The following is an 18,271-nucleotide window of genomic DNA, read 5'->3' as shown; positions in this document are numbered from 1 at the left end:
GGAGTCTTCATCGCGCTTGTGATCACCCGCCAGACCCCACGGGCAATGGATGCCTAACCGTGATGTGGCGCACGCAGTTCCGGTATACGGACGGTCGTGATACGAGAACGGCACAGTAACGCCGAGTCCGCTATGCGCTTTTCAGCCACATACGGACGGTGTGTGCTCCGGAGAGGGCGGGGCGAGGCTCAGTACGCGGGGCGCGGCGGCGGATACCCATAGCCGTACGACGGCGCGGCGGGCGCGGCGCCGTAGGCGTCCCGGTCGAAGAAGGGACGGGCGTTGGCCCGCATCCACATGGCGACCGGGTCATACGCGTCGGACAGCGCGACGGTGGAGACCGGCAGCCCGTCCGGCACGGCGCCGACGGACTGCTCCATCATCATCCGTACCGATTGCACGGCCGGACCGCCGGTGTCGTACAGGTCCAGGCCGATGGCCAGATACGGCGCGCCGAGGGCGGGCTGCACCCAGGCCCTGCGCAGCGACCGCACCGCGGCGGTGCGATGCGCGTTCTGCCCCAACAGGGCGTAGAACTGGGGGATGTCGATAGCGGGCTCGGACACCCGCAGCGGTCCCGCGGGCAGCCGGTCCAGGCCCCCGGCGATCCGGCGCAGATCGAGCCAGGGGATGCCCACACCGCCGCCGGGCGCATGCGGGTTCAGCCACAGACCGTAGCGGTCGCGGTAGAGGGAGTCGGCGATCAGACGGCCCTCCACCACCTCATGGGCGCGGTTCCAGCCGCTCGCGGCCAGCTCCTGGGCGGAGGTCACACACGGGGCGTAACCGAGGCCGTTCACGTCCATGTTGCCGTACTGGGCGTCGGACGCACCGGGCGAGCCGTTCCACAGGAGCATCCAGACCTGACCCTCGGCAAGGGCACGCAGCAGCGCCTCATAGGCGTCGTACCGGCCAGGAGCGACCTGTTGCAGCATCCGCTCCACCCGACCGGCGACCGCCCCCCACTCCGCGCCCGCGCTCACCTGGGTCCGCCCCTCTCTCGGCTGTGCCCGTACCTCAGCGGGACGCGTGGGTGCGCCCCGCCTGGTCATCAAACCAGCTTACGGGCCGCGGCTGGGGGCCCTGGGATGAGTCAGAGGTCACGGTCGTAGAACGGACGCACCCGTTCCAGCATCCAGTCCGCGACCGGGTCCCGCGCGATGTCCAGCAGAACGAGTTGCACGGTCCAGGGCAGCGGCACCGTGCCGAGCGCCCGCCCGAGCGCGTCCACCGCGAGCGCCTGGCCCTCCGGGCCGGGTGTGTCCAGCTCGACGCCGACGAAGAGGGCCGGCGGGTCGCCCTCGACACTGGCCAGGGCGCGCCGGGCGGTGCGAATCCCCCGCTCCTTGGCGAACTCGATACCGGCGGCGGCGAGGAAGTCGACGGGCTCCTCCTGCCAGTCGGGCTGGAAGAGCCGCACCCGGCCGCCGGAGGCCGGACCGTCGAGGTCGGTGCGGCCGGTACGGCACAACTGGGCCACGACGGCGGGCGGCAGCGGGACGCCGACGGCGCCGCCGGGGTTCACCGCGATGCCCAGCTGGGGCGGCAGCCCCCGGGCGAACTCCACGGCGGGGGCGACGGTGAACGACATATGGCCGCCGACGATCTGGAGGAACTGCTGCTCGGAGCTGAACACCGGGACATACGCGGCGCCTTCGATCTCCATGGTCGGCAGATCGAGATCACGGCTGTCCGGGCCCCCGCCGTTGGGCAGCGGAACCCAGACATGGCTGCGGCCGAGCACCTCGACGATGCGCGCTCCGGCGCCGGGCACCTCGACCGAGGCGGCCAGCACCGCTTCGAGCTCATTGCCGGGGAACGCGGGCACAGCGCTGTCGGGGAATCCTCCGTGAGCCGGTGGGAACCCGTGCTGCTCCGGGATGCTCATCTCTTTCAACCGCCATCTCGTCCGACCTGCCTCAGCAGCCTAACCGCTGGGCGGCGCAAGGCCATCGGACACGTCCCCATCTCCACACCACATCCCCACCCGGGCGCGCTGCGCGGCGTCCGGACGGCGCGCGGAGTGCGTCCTTCGAGGCGGCGTGCGCGGAGTGCCTCATTCGAAGGAGATGCCCCGCAGCGCGCTGGTCGCCTCCCGGTCCAGCAGCACCGCGGAGGCACAGCCCTGCGGCGGCCGTCCCGCCTCGACCCCGGCGACCAGCCGCCGCACCGCGCGGCGGTGGCGTCCGAAGGCGTACCCCGAGACCCCGCGGCCCCGGGCGGCCTGCCCCTCCAGCGCCACCCCGGGGTCCACGTCCAGCAGGACCATATGGAGCCGCCGGCCCCGGCGCCGGGTGTCCCAGGCCAGCCAGCGGCGGACCCAGGGCAGCGCGCCGCAGTCGTGCACCACCACACTGGCGTCGGCGCGCAGCGCGCGGCGCAGCCCGGCGTAGTGGGCGCAGCGGACCAGCGGCCGGTAGAGCGCGTAGGGCAGCCAGCCGGGCAGCCGCCGCTCCCACGCCTCGCGCATGTCCTGGGAGTCGATCCGGACCACCGTGCCGCCCTCTTCGTCCAGCGGGGCGACCGTCCGGCTGATCAGTGTGGTCTTGCCGCTGCCCGGCAGCCCGGAGGCGACCAGTACGTCGTGGGCCGGATAGCGCAGTTCGGGCACGGCCGCGCGGCTCTCGTCGGCGGTGCGCAGATCGTGCACCGGCACCCTGCGCCCCGGCCGGACCGGTCCCCCGGAGGGCGCGCGTCCGCGCCGCACCGGCAGGGGCCCACGTGACGTCGCAAACGTTCCCTGCCCATGCACCGTGATCGTCCTCCAAGGTCGGTCACTGCGGCTCGTACCCGAAGAGTGTCAAGAAAAGGTAATGCCCATCAAGGCGGTCACCTCGCGGACCGGGGGTTCCCTTCTCGCGAGTACGTGCGATGATGGCCGCGCAACTCCATACCGGCCGCTTGAATCCGCGCGGGAGAGTCCTTGGTCACACCGGCAGTCGCCGGCCGGCCGGGGCGCCGAAGGAGCAAGTCCTCCCTTGAATCTCTCAGGCCCCACATACCGCGCGGGCGAGGCAGATCTGAAAAGCGAGCCGCTGTGTGTGGCTCCACCCAAGGTGCAAGCCGGACCCCGTGCGGGCGTCGCGGCGAACCTCTCAGGTTCCGATGACAGATGGGGAGGACGTTCTGCGTCCTTGATGCCCCAGCCTCGATCCTGATCTTGGAGCCTGAATCATGACCGACGCCCCGACCGCGCCACGACGCACCGCGCTGGACGCGCTGCACCGTGCGCTCGGCGCCACCATGACCGACTTCGCCGGCTGGGACATGCCGCTGCGCTACGGAAGCGAGCGCGACGAGCACCACGCCGTGCGCACCCGCGCCGGGCTCTTCGACCTCTCCCATATGGGTGAGATCACTCTCACCGGTCCGCAGGCCGGGCAGGCCCTGGACCACGCCCTGGTCGGATACCTGTCGGCGCTCGCCGTGGGCCGCGCCCGCTACACCATGATCTGCGACGCCGAGGGCGGCATCCTCGACGACCTGATCGTCTACCGCCTCGGCGACGAAGAGTTCATGGTGGTGGCCAACGCCTCGAACGCCCAGGTGGTGCTGGACGCCCTCACCGAGCGGGCCACCGGCTTCGACGTGGCCGTACGGGACGACCGCGAGGCGTACGCGCTGATCGCGGTCCAGGGTCCGGAGTCGCCCGGGATCCTCAAGAGCCTCACCGACGCCGACCTGGACAACCTCAAGTACTACGCCGGGCTGCCGGGCACCGTCGCGGGCGTCTCCGCGCTGATCGCCCGCACCGGCTACACCGGCGAGGACGGCTTCGAGCTCTTCGTCGCACCGGCGGACGCCGAGCGGCTGTGGCAGGCGCTGACCGAGGCGGGCGCTCCGGTGGGCCTGACGCCCTGCGGTCTCTCCTGCCGGGACACCCTGCGGCTGGAGGCGGGGATGCCGCTGTACGGACATGAGCTGACCACCGCCACGACCCCCTTCGACGCCGGGCTCGGCCGGGTGGTGAAGTTCGAGAAGACCGGGGACTTCGTGGGGCGCGAGGCGCTCCGGGCGGCGGCGCGCCGGGCGGAGAGCCGCCCCCCGCGCGCCCTGGTGGGGCTGATCGCTTCAGGCCGCCGGGTGCCGCGCGCCGGATACCCCGTGGTGGGCCCGGACGGCGCGGTGATCGGCGAGGTCACCTCGGGTGCCCCCTCCCCCACTCTCGGCAAGCCCCTCGCCATCGCCTATGTGGACGCGGAGCACGCCGAGCCCGGTACCGAGGGCGTGGCCGTGGACATCCGCGGTACCCGTGAGCCGTACGAGGTTGTCGCCCTCCCCTTCTACCGGCGGGAGCGCTGACCGCTCCGGTCGGCCGTCACCGGGCGCCACCTCACCGGCACGGAGTGCCCTCCGGCGCGCCCACCCCGTCCCATCAGCCAAGACCCGTTCCTCATCACTCCCTCGCATCCAGGAGAATCGGACCATGAGCAACCCCCAGCAGCTGCGCTACAGCAAGGAGCACGAGTGGCTGTCGGCCACCGAGGACGGTGTGTCGACGATCGGCATCACCGAGTTCGCGGCCAACTCGCTCGGCGATGTCGTCTACGTCCAGCTTCCGGAGGTGGGCGCCACCGTCACCGCCGGTGAGAGCTGTGGCGAGCTGGAGTCCACGAAGTCGGTGAGCGACCTCTACGCCCCGGTCAGCGGAGAGGTCACCGAGATCAACGAGGACGTCGTGAACGACCCGGCGCTGGTGAACTCCGCCTCCTTCGAGGGCGGCTGGCTGTTCAAGGTGAGGGTGACGGACGAGCCGGACGACCTGCTCTCCGCCGATGACTACACCGCCTTCTGCGAAAACTGACCCTCCTCTCGATCGGGACCCTGATGTCGCTTCTCAACAGCTCCCTTCATGAGCTCGACCCGGACGTCGCCGCCGCCGTCGACGCCGAGCTCCACCGCCAGCAGTCCACCCTGGAGATGATCGCCTCGGAGAACTTCGCTCCGGTGGCCGTCATGGAGGCCCAGGGTTCGGTCCTGACCAACAAGTACGCCGAGGGCTACCCCGGCCGCCGCTACTACGGCGGCTGTGAGCACGTCGATGTGGTCGAGCAGATCGCCATCGACCGGGTGAAGGAGCTCTTCGGCGCCGAGGCGGCCAATGTGCAGCCGCACTCCGGCGCCCAGGCCAACGCGGCCGCCATGGTCGCGTTGCTCTCCCCCGGTGACACCATCCTGGGTCTGGACCTGGCGCACGGCGGCCACCTCACCCACGGCATGAAGATCAACTTCTCCGGCAAGCTCTACAACGTGGTGCCCTACCACGTGGACCCGCGGACCGGCCTGGTCGACATGGACGAGGTCGAGCGGCTGGCCAAGGAGCACAGCCCCAAGATGGTGATCGCGGGCTGGTCGGCCTATCCGCGTCAGCTGGACTTCGCCGCCTTCCGGCGGATCGCCGACGAGGTCGGCGCCTATCTGATGGTGGACATGGCCCACTTCGCGGGCCTGGTGGCGGCCGGGCTGCACCCCTCGCCCGTACCGCACGCCCATGTGGTGACCACCACGACCCACAAGACCCTGGGCGGCCCCCGCGGCGGAGTGATCCTCTCGACGCAGGAGCTGGCCAAGAAGATCAACTCGGCGGTCTTCCCCGGCCAGCAGGGCGGCCCGCTGGAGCATGTCATCGCGGCGAAGGCGGTGTCCTTCAAGGTCGCGGCGGGCTCGGCCTTCAAGGAGCGCCAGGAGCGCACCCTCGAGGGCTCCCGGATCCTCGCGGAGCGGCTGACCCGGCCCGACGTCGCCGAGGTGGGCGTCTCCGTACTGTCCGGCGGCACCGACGTCCACCTCGTCCTGGTCGACCTGCGCGACTCGGAGCTGGACGGGCGGCAGGCCGAGGACCGGCTCCACGAGGTCGGCATCACCGTCAACCGCAACGCCATCCCCCATGACCCCCGGCCCCCGATGGTCACCTCGGGTCTGCGGATCGGCACCCCGGCACTGGCCACCCGCGGCTTCACCACCGACGACTTCCACGAGGTCGCCGACGTGATCGCGGAGACCCTCAAGCCGTCGTACGACGCCGCGGCGCTCAAGGCCCGGGTCACGGCGCTGGCCGACAAGCATCCGCTCTACCCGGGCCTGGGCAAGTAACAGGACCGGCCGTGGGGGGCGCCGGCCCCGGCGCCCCCCGCACCCGCACCACCGCACGCCCCCGTGCAGACAAAGGAGTTCACCGGTGGCCATCTCCGTCTTCGATCTGTTCTCGATCGGCATCGGCCCCTCCAGCTCGCATACGGTCGGACCGATGCGAGCGGCGCGGATGTTCGTCCGCCGTCTGAAGAACGAGGGCCTGCTCGCCCACACCACCGCCGTACGCGCCGAGCTCTTCGGCTCGCTCGGCGCCACCGGCCACGGCCACGGCACCCCGAAGGCCGTACTGCTCGGCCTCGAGGGCCACTCCCCGCGCAGCGTCGACGTCGAGACCGCCGACGACCAGGTGGAGCGCATCCGCACCACCAAGCGGCTGCGGCTGCTGGACGCCGAGATCGGCCCCGGCCACGAGATCGACTTCGATGAGTCCTCCCAGCTGGTGCTGCACCGCCGCCGCTCGCTGCCGTACCACGCCAACGGCATGACGCTCCAGGCGTACGACGCCGAGGGCGTCCCGCTGCTGGAGAAGACCTACTACTCGGTCGGCGGCGGCTTCGTCGTCGACGAGGACGCGGTCGGCGAGGACCGCATCAAGCTCGACGACACCGTGCTGGCCCACCCCTTCCGCACCGGCGACGAACTGCTGCGGCTCTCCCGAGAGACCGGCCTGTCCATCTCCGCGCTGATGATGGAGAACGAGAAGGCGTGGCGCACCGAGGAGGAGATCCGCGCGGGGCTGCTGGAGATCTGGCAGGTCATGCAGTCCTGTGTCGCCCGCGGACTGTCCCGTGAGGGCATCCTCCCCGGCGGCCTCAAGGTCCGCCGCCGCGCCGCCAACGCCGCCCGCGCGCTGCGCGCCGAGAGCGACCAGGCCGCCCACGCGATGGAGTGGGTCACCCTCTACGCGATGGCGGTCAACGAGGAGAACGCGGCCGGCGGCCGCGTCGTCACCGCCCCGACCAACGGCGCGGCCGGCATCATCCCCGCCGTCCTCCACTACTACGTGAACTTCGTCCCCGGCGCCGACGAGGAAGGCGTCATCCGCTTCCTCCTCGCCGCGGGCGCGATCGGCATGCTCTTCAAGGAGAACGCGTCCATCTCCGGCGCCGAGGTCGGCTGCCAGGGCGAGGTCGGCTCCGCCTGCTCCATGGCCGCCGGCGGCCTCGCCGAGGTCCTGGGCGGCTCCACCGAACAGGTCGAGAACGCCGCCGAGATCGGCATGGAACACAACCTCGGCCTCACCTGCGACCCGGTCGGCGGCCTCGTCCAGATCCCCTGCATCGAACGCAACGGCATGGCCTCCGTCAAGGCCGTCACCGCCGCCCGGATGTCCCTCCGCGGCGACGGCCGCCACCATGTCTCCCTCGACAAGGTCATCAAGACCATGAAGGAGACCGGCGCCGATATGAAGGTCAAGTACAAGGAGACGGCGCGGGGCGGGCTCGCGGTGAACGTCATCGAGTGCTGACCGGCGGCCCGGCCGAATAACGGTTCGAGGGCGGTCGGTTGGGGCTGCTAGCGTGCGTGACGTGGCGAAACTCAATCAGATCATCGCAGTGGAGAAGGGCGTCAAGTCCAAGGTCCAGCAGGACCTGACGGCGGCCCAGCGCGGGCTGGACAAGCCGGCGTTGCTGGCGGGTATCTCCCGGACGTACCAGCCGAAGGACGAGGAGGGTGAGCAACTGCCGCCCGAGTCGACGCGGGTGCAGGTCAAGGCGGAGGACGTGCTCCGTGACGCCGCGGCGACGCTGACCCGGCTGTTCGATGTCACCGCCACCAAGGACTGGGCCAACTGCGAGGCCCGCGCGGACATCGAGGTCGAGGGGCGGACGCTGCTGCGCGAGGTGCCCGTGTCGTACCTGCTGTTCCTGGAGAAGCAGCTGGCCGACCTCGGGGGCTTCATCCGGCGGCTGCCGACGCTCGACGGGGCGGAGTTCTGGACGCTGGACCCGTCCACGGACTCGTGGAAGACCGAGGCCGTGCGGACGGTCCGCACCAAGAAGGTGCCGCGCAACCATGTGAAGGCGGAGGCCACGGAGAAGCACCCGGCGCAGGTCGAGGTGTACTACGAGGACATCCCGGTCGGCTACTGGACGACCGTGAAGTTCTCCGGCGCGCTTCCCGCCCGCCGGGTCAACGAGGTGCTGACCCGGGTGGAGAAGCTCCAGCAGGCGGTCAAGTTCGCCCGCGAGGAGGCCAATGGCGCCGAGGTCACCGACCAGCGCGTGGGCGACGTGGTCTTCGGCTACCTCTTCGGGTAGCGTCATGAACTCCCCGTACCGCCCCGAAAAGGCGGTAGGGGGTGCGCGAGGAGCGCAAGCTGAAACTGAAGCTCGTCGTGATACACGCGGCTGCACCGGAGAGGTATGACCACCTCCCCCGAGCACTCGGTCACGAGAGGGGAATGGCTGTGTCCGGAGGTCGCTGGGTTTAGCCCCCAGTCTTCGGCGGACCATTCCGCCCGTGGCACGCGTTCAATCTCAGACTCTTGCTCCAGCCTCAGCATTCGCCGCCGATCGCTTGAGCGACCCGGCACGGGCTCGGTCGTCGGATGCCGGTTCAAGTCCGGCCCACCCCGCTTTCCTGGGGCGGTAGTTCAATGGAAGAACACGACGACATCAAAGTGACCCGTGACGACACGGTCGGGCGTGCGCAGAAGGCGGCACCACAGGGCCCGGGGGATGGCCAAACCCTCGGGCCCGCTCCTTTTCCCGCTCGCGACAGCTGACGAGAAGGGCCCGCCCCGGTGGGGCGGGCCCTTCTCGTCAGCTGTCATCCGGACGGACGGTCGTCGGTCCGGACGGCGGCTACCAGCGGTACCAGCGGCTCCGGCGGCCGCCCGCTCCGGTGGTGCGGGCGACAAAGCCGAGCAGCCACACGACGAGGACGATAACGGCAATCCACCAGAGTGCCTTGAGCGCGAATCCCGCGCCGAAGAGAACCAGGGCGAGCAGTAGGACGAGAAGCAGGGGAACCATAGTTATCAACCTCCGACACGACGAGTGCCCCGCATTCCATGGTTCACGCCTTGGAATTCCGTTGGTTTCATACCACCGCCAAGGGGAACTGGAGCAGGTTTTCCCGCCGCCGGAGGGGCGGCGGATGTTTGACTCCGCCGTACGCGGATAGTCGGAGGGCAGCACCTTGCAGTCGAGTTCCTGGGAAGTGAGTGCGGTGGCTGAGAACAAGAAGGCCAAGGCCAAGACGGAGCAGACGAAGGGCAAGGCCAAGGAGGCCGCCGGTCGCGCCGTGGGCAATGAGCGGCTGACCGCCGAGGGCCGGGCCGAGCAGGCCAAAGGCGACACCCGCCAGGCCAAGGAGAAGATGAAGGACGCGTTCCGCCGCTGAGCCGCGCAGCGCCGCGGCTCCGAGAGCGACGTTCGGGCCCGCCACGTCCCCCAAGGACGTGGCGGGCCCGCTCTCATGAATACCCGCTCAGCTCAGGGGCGGTGTCAGCAGCTGACCAGCCGGTCGAAGTGCGCGATGTTGAAGGCGAGGCGGCTGGTGGCGGTCCCGCCCGGCTTCAGGGTGTAACAGGTCTCGTCCACCCGGTCCTGGTACACGACCTTCACCCGCTGCTGGGTGGAGCAGTTGTTGGTGAGGTTCACCCAGACCGTGCCCAGGAACTGCTCATCGGCGACCACACAGGAGGGAACCGCGGCGGAAGCCGACGGCGTCGCCGCGGAGGCCACCCCGGCGGAGGCCACGAGGGCCGTTCCGGCGAGGGCCACAGCCGCCACGTTCAAGAAAGTGCGCATAGCCTTTACTCCGCTCTTGTCATAAGGAACAAGAAAGCGCCCGTCGACCCCATTCGGCCACCGGGCATAACTCATTCAACACATGCCAATGAGCGTCCACGAGTTCACATCAAGAACTCTGATAACTCAGGCAACGAGAGGTGTGCCGGGAGCGAAGAACGGCCGGTCGCCTCGTAGCATGCCGCCGGAGCACGCCGACGCTCTTCCTGGCGAAATCATTCGTTTGCGCAAACGAGATACGCTCCCCGGCATCCCGTTGCATAGGGTCCTGGACCGGGCATGACAAGGACAGCACTCTCTCCCCACACCTCCCCCATGAGGCAGGCACCATGCTGCACGGCATCGACGTGAGTTCGCACCAGTCCAGCTTCGACCCGGACGGACTGGCCTTCGTCTTCATCAAGGCCACCGAGGGACGGTCGTACATCAACCCCAAGCAGACGTCCCAGGCGTCCCGCGCCCGCTCGGCGGGGTGCGTCGTCGGCTTCTACCACTTCCTGTGGCCCGGCAACATCCCCGCGCAGGCACGCTACTTCGTCGAGAAGTGCGCGTCGCAGGAGCACGATCTGCTCGCCGTCGACTGGGAGACCACCGGCTCGGGCACCCGCGCCAGCAACGCCGAGAAGGACCGGTTCATCCGGGAGGTCAAGAAGCTGCGCCCGAGCCACCGCGTACTGCTCTACTGCAACCGCAGCTTCTGGCTCAACCACGACACCACGTCCTACGCCGGGGACGGGCTGTGGATCGCGGACTATGTGACGGCGGGCAAGCCGCGCATCCAGGCGAAGTGGCGGATCCACCAGTACACCGACAGTCCGCTCGACAAGGACGTGGCGGACTTCTCCAGCAAGACCTCGCTGAAGGCGTGGGCCGCGGTCAGCCGGGTGGCGCACGCGCTCGAGGACCTGGGCGACGGCGACGAGGAGGAGCGGCCGGAGCAGCCGGAGCGTGAGGAGAGCGGGGCGTAGCACCGCCCGCAGGGGCACTGTCAGTGGGCGCGCCTACGCTGCCCGGTATGAGTTACGCAGATCTGCGCGAACTCCGCAGCGCGCTCACCACCGCCTCGGATATCGCGTTCGCGCTCGACGCCGCGCCTTCCGGGCGGGAGACCGAGCTGCTCACCGATGCCCTGCGCCGGGCGCTGAGCGCGGCCGGGGCGCTCACGGCCGAGCATGGCGCCACGGGCTGTGCCGAGCATCCGCGCGGGGCCGTCGATCCGCTGTACGGGGATCCGGACGATCCGCTGCCGCCCGGCTACGGCCGCTGCCTGCTGTGCAACGACCGCAGACGGCGGGCGAGCGCACAGCGGCGCGGCTGGCGCTGACGCGCCCGCGGCGCCGCCGTGCGGCCCGGTCCGATCAGTTGGCCGCGCTCTGGGCCGCCCAGAACTCGTCGAAGGTGAGCAGCCCGTCACCGTTGGAGTCATGCGCGTTGATGACGGCCTGGGCGACGGGCTCGGTGACATAGGGGTCACCCAGCTGCGCCATCACGCTCTTGTACTCGGCCGCGGTGATCTGACCGTCGCCGTTCAGGTCGAACCGCTCGAACGCCTTGCGCGCCGCCTCGATGTCCGCCACTTTCCGCCCCTTCTGTGGGTCTGTCTGACCCGCACAGATTAGCGGGCCCGCGGGCGGCGTCCCGGCGGCCGTGGTCACGGTCACCGGCGGCCGTGGTCACGGCCGCCGGTGACGGATCGCGTCCGGGGTGGGGTCAGGCCCCGTTGACGAGGTCGATATAGCGGTCCCAGTCCCAGAGCGGGCCGGGGTCGGTGTGGTCGGTGCCGGGGACCTCGCTGTGGGCGATGATGTGCTCACGGTCCTTGGGGATGGCGAACCGGTCGCAGACGGCGGCGGTGAGGGCCGCGGACGACTCGTACAACGCGTCGGTGAACCACTCGGGTTGGTCCACCCAGCCCTCGTGCTCGATGCCGATGCTGCGGTTGTTGTAGTCGGTGTTGCCCGCGTGCCAGGCGACGTCCTTCTCGCGCACGAACTGCCCGATATAGCCGTCGGCCGAGGCGACCATGTAGTGCGCGGAGACCTGTTTGGCCGGGTCCTGGAAGATCTTCATCGCGTCCTGGAACGTCTCCTGTGTCACATGGATCACGACGAGCTCGATCGGATACGAGGCCGGGCGGTCCGAGACGCGGTAGTTGGAGCTGCTGGCCGGGATCCAGTGGGTGGGGGGATAGTCGGCGGCGGCGGTGCGGCGACGGCGTCTGCCGGTGGAGGTGGCGGAGGCGTCGGTGGCGTGGGCGCTGCCGGCGACGGTGGCGGCTCCGAGGGACGCGGTCGCGATTAACGCGCCCGAGCGGAGCAGGGTTCGGCGGTTGGGGGTGCGGCCGTGCGCTTCCATGGGGGCTCCCGAATGCGTAGCCGGGACAGGGGGGATGTGACGTGTGCATGGGGGGTGTCACAGGGGGTGTGACGCGCGTAGCGCGGTTCCATGGTGGGTGCTCGACAGGGCCATGCCAAGGACCGGCGGGCAAAGAAAGTTTGCGCGTCACGGTATGGACCAGTGGAAATTCATCGCGCAGAAGTGGACAACAAAGGAAAAGTGCGCTTCTACCCAGCCTTAGCAAGGCAAGTGTCACAGCTCACCTTTGATTGGCTTGGAAGTGCTCTACCGTCTCTGCGATAGTCGGGGCCGCGACCCCCATTGACCCGGGCCAGGTCGTTCACCCGGCTGCCGCGGCCACACCCCTTCCGCCGCGCACCGGGGCCGGAGAGGCCCTTTGCCGTCACCGACACACCGACGGCTCGGGGCCTCTTCCGCGTCCATGATCCGGACACCGCGGGGTCGGCATTCGGCCATCTTCGACCGGGGTCAGCCGCCGTCGTTCACCCGCATCTCGAACCAGGTCGACTTGCCGCACGGCAGCAGATCCACCCCCCACCGCTGGGAGAGCTGGTCCACCAGCATCAGCCCGCGCCCACTGGTGTCGAGGTCCCCCACCGGCAAAAGACACGGCAGCCCCCGCGAGGGATCGCGCACCTCGACCCGGATCCAGCCGCGCCGCTGGAGCATCCGCAGACCGAAGGTGCGGGCGCCGGTGTGCCGGACCGCGTTCCCCACGAGCTCGGAGACGAGCAGCACGGCGTACTCGGCGAGTTGGGCCCCCAGGCCCCAGTCGCGCACCACCACATACTCGGCCAGCCGACGGGCGGTACCCGCGGATTCCGGGAGGGAGGGCAGCCGCACCTCCTCGACCGCGGGGTTGCCGAACAGCTCGAGCGCTCTGAGAGCCCGATCCTCGTCGACTGACGGCATCCGCCGGACCGCAGCCGTTCCCGTGCGCTGCCGCGGCTGCTCCATACCCTCCAAGCCCGCCATGCCCCCCATCATGGCCGCCCACAGAGGCGTCCGGGGCGGAACCATGGGATTCCGAACACCGGAGCCCTAGGCTCCACAAACCGGATCCGACATATGCCAATGGCAGCCAGAGGGGCATAATCCCTCATCTGACCAGCGATATCTCCGCGCATCCGCGTGATCACCCAGCGTACCGGAACCGGACAAGGGGCCGCCGACCGATGGCGAAGAAAATTCGCTCGCACGGGGCATGCGCGGCGGCGGCCTTTTTGGTGACGCTGAGCGGAACTGCTCGTTCCCTAGGAGAACTTGGCCTTCCCGGGACCGTCCTCGACAAAGCTGCGCATACCGATCTCCCGGTCCTCGGTGGCGAACAGCCCCGCGAACCAACCGCGTTCGATGGTGAGCCCGGTGTCGAGGTCCGTCTCCAGGCCACGGTCCACCGACTCCTTGGCCGCGCGCAGCGCGATGGCGGGCCCCTGGGCCAGCTTCGCCGCCCAGGCGCGCGCCTGCTCGTAGACCTCCTCGGCCGGAACCACCCGGTCCACCAGGCCCATGGTCAGCGCCTCGTCGGCCTTGACCTGGCGGCCGGTGAAGATGAGGTCCTTGGCCTTGGACGGGCCCACCAGCCGGGACAGCCGCTGGGTGCCGCCCGCGCCGGGGATCAGACCCAGCAGGATCTCGGGCTGGCCCAGCTTGGCGTTCTCCGCGGCGATCCGGAAGTCGGCGCACAGCGCCAGCTCACAGCCGCCGCCGAGGGCGTAGCCGGTCACGGCGGCGACCACGGGCTTGGGGATCCGGGCGATGGCGGTGAAGGACTCCTGGAGCGCACCGGAGCGGGCCACCATCGCGGCGTGGTCCATCTCCCGCATCTCCTTGATGTCCGCGCCCGCCGCGAACACCTTCTCCCCGCCCCAGATGACCACGGACCGGACATCGTCCCGGCGGGTCACCTCGGCGGCGAGCTCGCGCAGCCGGTCCTGGGTGGCGACGTCCAGCGCGTTCATCGGGGGGCGGTCCAGGCGGAAGGTGGCAACGCCGTCGGCAACCTCGAGGTTCACAGTCATGAGCGCAGGTTAGCGCCGGTTCACATGGCTCGGCGAGGGTGGGGCGGGCGGCCGGTGCCGGAGCCCCCGGCGAGAACCGGCGCAGGGCTACTTCTTCCACTTCTCCCAGGACATGTTCCAGCCGTTGAGCCCGTTGTCCGGCTGAATGGTCCGGTCCTTCGAGTTCTTCACCACGACCACGTCACCGAGCAGCGACTCACGGAAGAACCAGGCCGCGGGGGTGGAGCGGTCACCGCCGCCGCGCTGGTCGAAGAGACCGACACAGCCGTGGCTGACGTTGGCGGAGCCGAAGGTCGGCTTGCCCGCCCAGTAGTTGCCGTGGATGAAGGTGCCCGAGGTGGACAGCCGCATGGCGTGCGGGACGTCCTTGATGTCGTACGCGTCGCCGAAGCCGACCGTGTCCCCGTCCATCCGGGTCACCTTGAGCTTCTCGCTGATCACCATCTTGCCGTTGTAGGTCTCGTTGCCGGGACCGCCGGAGGTGATCGGGATGGTCTTGAGGGTCTTGCCGTCGCGCTTGACCGTCATCTTCTTGGACTTGGCGTCCACGACGGAGACCTGGCTGCGGCCGACGGTGAACTTCACGGTCCTCCGCTGCTCGCCGTAGACGCCGGGGCGGCCCTCGACCCCGTCCAGGTTCAGCCGCAGCGTCACCTTCGTGCCGGCCTTCCAGTACTTCTCGGGGCGGAAGTCCAGCCGGTCGTTGCCGAACCAGTGGCCCTCGATCGGCACCGACGGGGAGGCGCTGACCCCGATCGCCTTCTCGACCGCCGCCGGGTCGGTGATACCGCGGTTGAAGCGGAGCGAGACCGGCATCCCGACGCCGACCGTGGAACCGTCCTCGGGGGTGTAGGTCCCGAGGAAGGTCTCCTTGGGGCGCAGCGTGGTGAACTTCGCCTGCCGGGTGGCGGCGCGGCCCTCGGAGTCCTTGGCGACCGCGGCCACCGTATAGCGGGTGTCCGCGCCGAGAGGGGCCTCGGGGCGCCAGCTCTTCCCGTCCTTGGCGATCTTCCCGTCGATCCGCTTGCCGTCGGCGTCCTTGACGGTGACCGAGGTGAGCTTGCCCTTGGCGGCGGTGACCTTGAGCTCGCCGCTGGTGTCGACGCCCTTGGCGCCGTCCTTGGGCGCGATCGTCACCCGCGCCCGCGACGCCTTGCTCTCGGCGCTCTTGTCGTCCTTGTTCCCGTCCCCGTCGCCGGAGCCGCCGCCTCCGCCGCATGCGGTCACCAGGACCAGCAACGCCCCGAGAACCAGCGCCAGCGGGCCCCCGCGGCCCCGCGCCGTCCCCGCCCCCGATATCGGCCGCACCGTCACAACAGCTCTCCCCTCCGCGGGCCCCGCATCGGCGGCGACCCCGAACCACACGCGCAGGCGCGCTCGGCGATAGGTAATCACACGGTGGTGACAGTGGACTGCCCCTGATTGTTACGGTTCAGTCCCAGGTGGGAGCGGTCACCGGGGAGCGGCCGTGCCGTCGCCGCCCCCGGCGCGCACCGGACACGTGAGCGCCGCCGGTATTACGGGCAGAACAGCTCCGAGGGCGGGGGCACTTCCGCGCGGCACGGGACGCCGCCGGGGCCGCCGGCCCACCATGAGGCGCTGTCCGCCGTGCCCCGCCGGGGCGGGCGGGTGAGCCGTGAGCCGCCGGAGGCCGACGTGTCCAAAGCAGTGGAGCGGGAGACGGCGCCGGGCGGGTCTCCGGAGCCGGATGCGGGCCCGGCACCGCGTCCGGCCGCGGCGTTTGACGGGGCCTCCGGCCACCGCACCACGGCCACCGCGGCACCCGGCGGCCTCGCCGAAGGCCGTTCCGCCGCACTGCCCGCCCCGCGCGGTGTCCCGGCCACGGGCCCGCGGCCCTGGCCCGGCGGTCCGGAGCCGCTGGGCGCGCGGGTGTGCCGGGGGCCGGACGGGGTGCCGGGCACCAACTTCGCCCTGTGGGCGGGCGGTGCGGAAGCCGTCGAGCTGTGCCTGTTCGACGAGGACGGCAGCGAGGCCCGCTGCCCGCTCACCGAGCAGACCCACGGGATCTGGCACGGCTTCGTCCCCGGCGTGGGGCCCGGCCGCCGCTACGGCTACCGCGTCCACGGCCGCTGGGACCCGTGGACCGGCGCCCGCTGGAACCCGGCGAAGCTGCTGCTCGATCCCTACGCACGCGCCGTGGACGGCGAGTTCGCGCTTCCGCCGGAGGTCTACGGCCACATGCGGGACTGGCCGCAGCAGCAGGTGGCCGACACCGTGCGCGACGACCGCGACTCCGCCCCGTACGTCCCCAAGGGGGTGGTCGTCGGTGACGAGGACAGCCACGGAGGCGAGGAGCCGCGCCCCGGCACCCCCTGGGACGAGTCGGTCATCTACGAGCTCCATGTGCGCGGCTTCACCATGCGCCACCCCGGGGTCCCGCCCGAACTGCGCGGCACCTACGCCGGTCTGGCCCACCCCGCCGCCGTCGAGCACCTCACCCGGCTCGGGGTCACCGCGGTGGAGCTGCTGCCGGTGCACCAGTTCGCCCATGAGGACCATCTGCTGCGCCGGGGGCTGCGCAACCACTGGGGCTACAACACCATCGGTTACTTCGCCCCGCACGCCGCCTACGCGGCCACCGGCAGCCGCGGCCAGCAGGTGGCCGAGTTCCGGCGGATGGTGCGCGCCCTGCACCGGGCCGGGATCGAAGTGATCCTCGACGTCGTCTACAACCACACCGCCGAGGCGGGGGAGCTGGGGCCCACCCTCTCGCTGCGCGGTGTCGACAACCGCGGCTACTACCGGCTCCAGCCGGACCCGCGCCGCTACGCCGATGTCACCGGCTGCGGCAACACCCTGCATGTGCTGCGGCCGCAGGTGCTGCGCCTGATCACGGATTCCCTGCGCTACTGGGTGACCGAGATGGGGGTGGACGGCTTCCGCTTCGATCTGGCCAGCGCGCTGGCCCGTACCGAGCGGGACGTCGACATGCTCGCCCCGTTCCTGTCGGCCGTCGGCCAGGACCCGGTGCTGCGCCGGGTCAAGCTGATCGCCGAACCGTGGGACGTGGGGCCCGGGGGCTACCGGGTCGGTGCCTTCCCCCCGCTGTGGGCCGAGTGGAACGACCGCTACCGGGACGCGGTCCGCGACTTCTGGCGCGGTGCGCTGCCCGATGTCCGCGACCTCGGCTACCGGCTGTCCGGCTCCAGCGACCTCTACGGCTGGGGCGGCCGCCGCCCGTACGCCTCGGTCAACTTCATCACCGCCCACGACGGCTTCACCCTGCGCGACCTGGTCTCCTACGAACGCAAGCACAACGAGGCCAATGGCGAGGGCAATCGCGACGGCACCGATGACAACCGCGCGTGGAACTGCGGCGCCGAGGGCGAGACGGACGACGCCGGGGTACGGGCGCTGCGCCGCCGCCAGCTGCGCGGTCTGCTGTCCACCCTGCTGCTGTCCACCGGGGTGCCGATGCTGGTGGCGGGCGATGAGCTCGGCCGCACCCAGGGCGGCAACAACAACGCGTACTGCCAGGACAACGAGACCGGCTGGGTGGACTGGTCGCTGCTGGAGGACCCCGGCTGGGCGGCGCTGACCGAGCTGACCGCCCGGCTGGTGCGGTTGCGCCGGGACCATCCGGTGCTGCGCCGCCCCGTCTTCTTCACCGGCCGGGCCCGGCCGTCCGACGGGGTGCGCGACCTCGCCTGGTTCACCCCGGCCGGCACCGAGATGACCGAGGCGGACTGGTACGCGCCGACCACCGCGCTGGGGGTCTACCTCTCCGGCCATGACCTCCCCCAGCGCGATCCGCGCGGCGGCCCGGTCGGCGACGACAGCTTCCTCGTACTGCTGCACGCGGGGCCGGAGCCGCTGTCCTTCACCCTGCCCGGTCCGCCCTGGGCCCCGGGGTACGAGCTCCTCCTCGACACCTCGCGCGAGGACCAGGGCGCGCCTCCGCGCACCCGGCACCCGGCGGGCGTTCCCCTGGAGCTCCCGGAGCGCTCGGTTCTGCTGCTGCGCGCCCTCCCGCTCCCGGACCTACGACAAAAAACCGAGTGAGAGCTGTCAGCGGCGAAC

Annotated in this window: 18 protein-coding genes, 1 pseudogene and 1 riboswitch; of the genes and pseudogenes, 9 read left to right on the top strand and 10 right to left on the bottom strand. The window is 70.6% G+C overall.

All coding sequences use genetic code 11. The annotated features are described in order from the left end of the window. Positions 1 to 188: 188 nt before the first annotated feature. From AB0C66_RS04780 to AB0C66_RS04770, 3 genes are all read right to left on the bottom strand, one after another. Positions 189 to 935 (bottom strand): enhanced serine sensitivity protein SseB C-terminal domain-containing protein, encoded by a 747-nt coding sequence (locus tag AB0C66_RS04780; protein WP_362433391.1) that lies wholly within the window; start codon positions 933 to 935, stop codon positions 189 to 191. A gap of 158 nt (positions 936 to 1,093) precedes the next feature. After that, positions 1,094 to 1,888, bottom strand: coding sequence for an enhanced serine sensitivity protein SseB (locus tag AB0C66_RS04775; protein ID WP_362432790.1), 795 nt, complete (start codon positions 1,886 to 1,888; stop codon positions 1,094 to 1,096). A gap of 168 nt (positions 1,889 to 2,056) precedes the next feature. Continuing rightward, positions 2,057 to 2,707, bottom strand: coding sequence for an AAA family ATPase (locus tag AB0C66_RS04770; RefSeq protein WP_362432787.1), 651 nt, complete (start codon positions 2,705 to 2,707; stop codon positions 2,057 to 2,059). A gap of 195 nt (positions 2,708 to 2,902) precedes the next feature. Continuing rightward, positions 2,903 to 3,014: riboswitch (glycine riboswitch) on the top strand. Positions 3,015 to 3,174: 160 nt separating this feature from the next. Between AB0C66_RS04770 and gcvT the strand changes: the two genes are divergently transcribed. The 5 genes from gcvT to AB0C66_RS04745 all read left to right on the top strand — a co-directional run bounded on the left by gcvT (position 3,175) and on the right by AB0C66_RS04745 (position 8,354). Next, the gene (gcvT, locus tag AB0C66_RS04765; RefSeq protein WP_362432785.1) at positions 3,175 to 4,302 is read left to right on the top strand and encodes a glycine cleavage system aminomethyltransferase GcvT; all 1,128 of its coding nucleotides are present in this window, start codon (positions 3,175 to 3,177) and stop codon (positions 4,300 to 4,302) included. A gap of 124 nt (positions 4,303 to 4,426) precedes the next feature. After that, on the top strand, positions 4,427 to 4,804 hold the full coding sequence (gene gcvH, locus AB0C66_RS04760; RefSeq protein ID WP_362432782.1) for a glycine cleavage system protein GcvH: 378 nt from the start codon (positions 4,427 to 4,429) through the stop codon (positions 4,802 to 4,804). Between the two features lie 23 nt (positions 4,805 to 4,827). Next, on the top strand, positions 4,828 to 6,093 hold the full coding sequence (gene glyA / locus AB0C66_RS04755; RefSeq protein ID WP_362432780.1) for a serine hydroxymethyltransferase: 1,266 nt from the start codon (positions 4,828 to 4,830) through the stop codon (positions 6,091 to 6,093). An 85-nt stretch (positions 6,094 to 6,178) separates the two neighbouring features. Then, positions 6,179 to 7,561 (top strand): L-serine ammonia-lyase, encoded by a 1,383-nt coding sequence (locus tag AB0C66_RS04750; RefSeq protein WP_362432778.1) that lies wholly within the window; start codon positions 6,179 to 6,181, stop codon positions 7,559 to 7,561. Between the two features lie 61 nt (positions 7,562 to 7,622). Then, entirely contained in the window at positions 7,623 to 8,354 is a 732-nt protein-coding gene (locus AB0C66_RS04745; protein WP_362432776.1) for a hypothetical protein, read from the top strand. 546 nt (positions 8,355 to 8,900) lie between these two features. On the opposite strand, the gene AB0C66_RS04740 is transcribed toward AB0C66_RS04745, so the two are convergent. Further along, complete coding sequence (locus AB0C66_RS04740) at positions 8,901 to 9,071, bottom strand: hydrophobic protein (RefSeq protein WP_362432774.1); 171 nt, start codon at positions 9,069 to 9,071, stop codon at positions 8,901 to 8,903. Positions 9,072 to 9,267: 196 nt separating this feature from the next. Between AB0C66_RS04740 and AB0C66_RS04735 the strand changes: the two genes are divergently transcribed. Continuing rightward, complete coding sequence (locus AB0C66_RS04735) at positions 9,268 to 9,441, top strand: CsbD family protein (protein WP_362432771.1); 174 nt, start codon at positions 9,268 to 9,270, stop codon at positions 9,439 to 9,441. A 104-nt stretch (positions 9,442 to 9,545) separates the two neighbouring features. Here the strand turns inward: AB0C66_RS04735 and AB0C66_RS04730 are convergent, their stop codons facing one another. Next, positions 9,546 to 9,851, bottom strand: coding sequence for a hypothetical protein (locus AB0C66_RS04730; protein ID WP_362432769.1), 306 nt, complete (start codon positions 9,849 to 9,851; stop codon positions 9,546 to 9,548). 329 nt (positions 9,852 to 10,180) lie between these two features. On the opposite strand from AB0C66_RS04730, the pseudogene AB0C66_RS04725 reads away from it, so the two are divergent. Further along, positions 10,181 to 10,723, top strand: a pseudogene (locus AB0C66_RS04725) (glycoside hydrolase family 25 protein); the annotation flags it as partial. A 143-nt stretch (positions 10,724 to 10,866) separates the two neighbouring features. Continuing rightward, positions 10,867 to 11,175 (top strand): hypothetical protein, encoded by a 309-nt coding sequence (locus AB0C66_RS04720; protein ID WP_362432767.1) that lies wholly within the window; start codon positions 10,867 to 10,869, stop codon positions 11,173 to 11,175. A gap of 34 nt (positions 11,176 to 11,209) precedes the next feature. Here the strand turns inward: AB0C66_RS04720 and AB0C66_RS04715 are convergent, their stop codons facing one another. From AB0C66_RS04715 to AB0C66_RS04695, 5 genes are all read right to left on the bottom strand, one after another. Beyond that, positions 11,210 to 11,428: an EF-hand domain-containing protein gene (locus AB0C66_RS04715; RefSeq protein ID WP_362432764.1), complete on the bottom strand. Its 219-nt coding sequence runs from the start codon at positions 11,426 to 11,428 to the stop codon at positions 11,210 to 11,212. Positions 11,429 to 11,561: 133 nt separating this feature from the next. Continuing rightward, the gene (locus AB0C66_RS04710; RefSeq protein ID WP_362432762.1) at positions 11,562 to 12,206 is read right to left on the bottom strand and encodes an N-acetylmuramoyl-L-alanine amidase; all 645 of its coding nucleotides are present in this window, start codon (positions 12,204 to 12,206) and stop codon (positions 11,562 to 11,564) included. Between the two features lie 471 nt (positions 12,207 to 12,677). Beyond that, the gene (locus tag AB0C66_RS04705; protein WP_362432760.1) at positions 12,678 to 13,184 is read right to left on the bottom strand and encodes an ATP-binding protein; all 507 of its coding nucleotides are present in this window, start codon (positions 13,182 to 13,184) and stop codon (positions 12,678 to 12,680) included. 278 nt (positions 13,185 to 13,462) lie between these two features. After that, positions 13,463 to 14,230, bottom strand: coding sequence for an enoyl-CoA hydratase-related protein (locus AB0C66_RS04700; RefSeq protein WP_362432758.1), 768 nt, complete (start codon positions 14,228 to 14,230; stop codon positions 13,463 to 13,465). An 87-nt stretch (positions 14,231 to 14,317) separates the two neighbouring features. Beyond that, positions 14,318 to 15,544, bottom strand: coding sequence for an Ig-like domain-containing protein (locus AB0C66_RS04695; RefSeq protein WP_362432756.1), 1,227 nt, complete (start codon positions 15,542 to 15,544; stop codon positions 14,318 to 14,320). A 501-nt stretch (positions 15,545 to 16,045) separates the two neighbouring features. On the opposite strand from AB0C66_RS04695, the gene glgX reads away from it, so the two are divergent. Continuing rightward, complete coding sequence (glgX, locus tag AB0C66_RS04690; RefSeq protein WP_362433389.1) at positions 16,046 to 18,253, top strand: glycogen debranching protein GlgX; 2,208 nt, start codon at positions 16,046 to 16,048, stop codon at positions 18,251 to 18,253. Positions 18,254 to 18,271: the final 18 nt, after the last annotated feature.

Origin of the sequence: Streptomyces sp. NPDC048636, from assembly GCF_040650655.1 — a bacterium.
In the GTDB taxonomy this organism is placed as follows: Bacteria; Actinomycetota; Actinomycetes; order Streptomycetales; family Streptomycetaceae; genus Streptomyces.
Note: the sequence above shows the minus strand (reverse complement) of the source record. Positions and strands in the feature narration are given on the sequence as shown.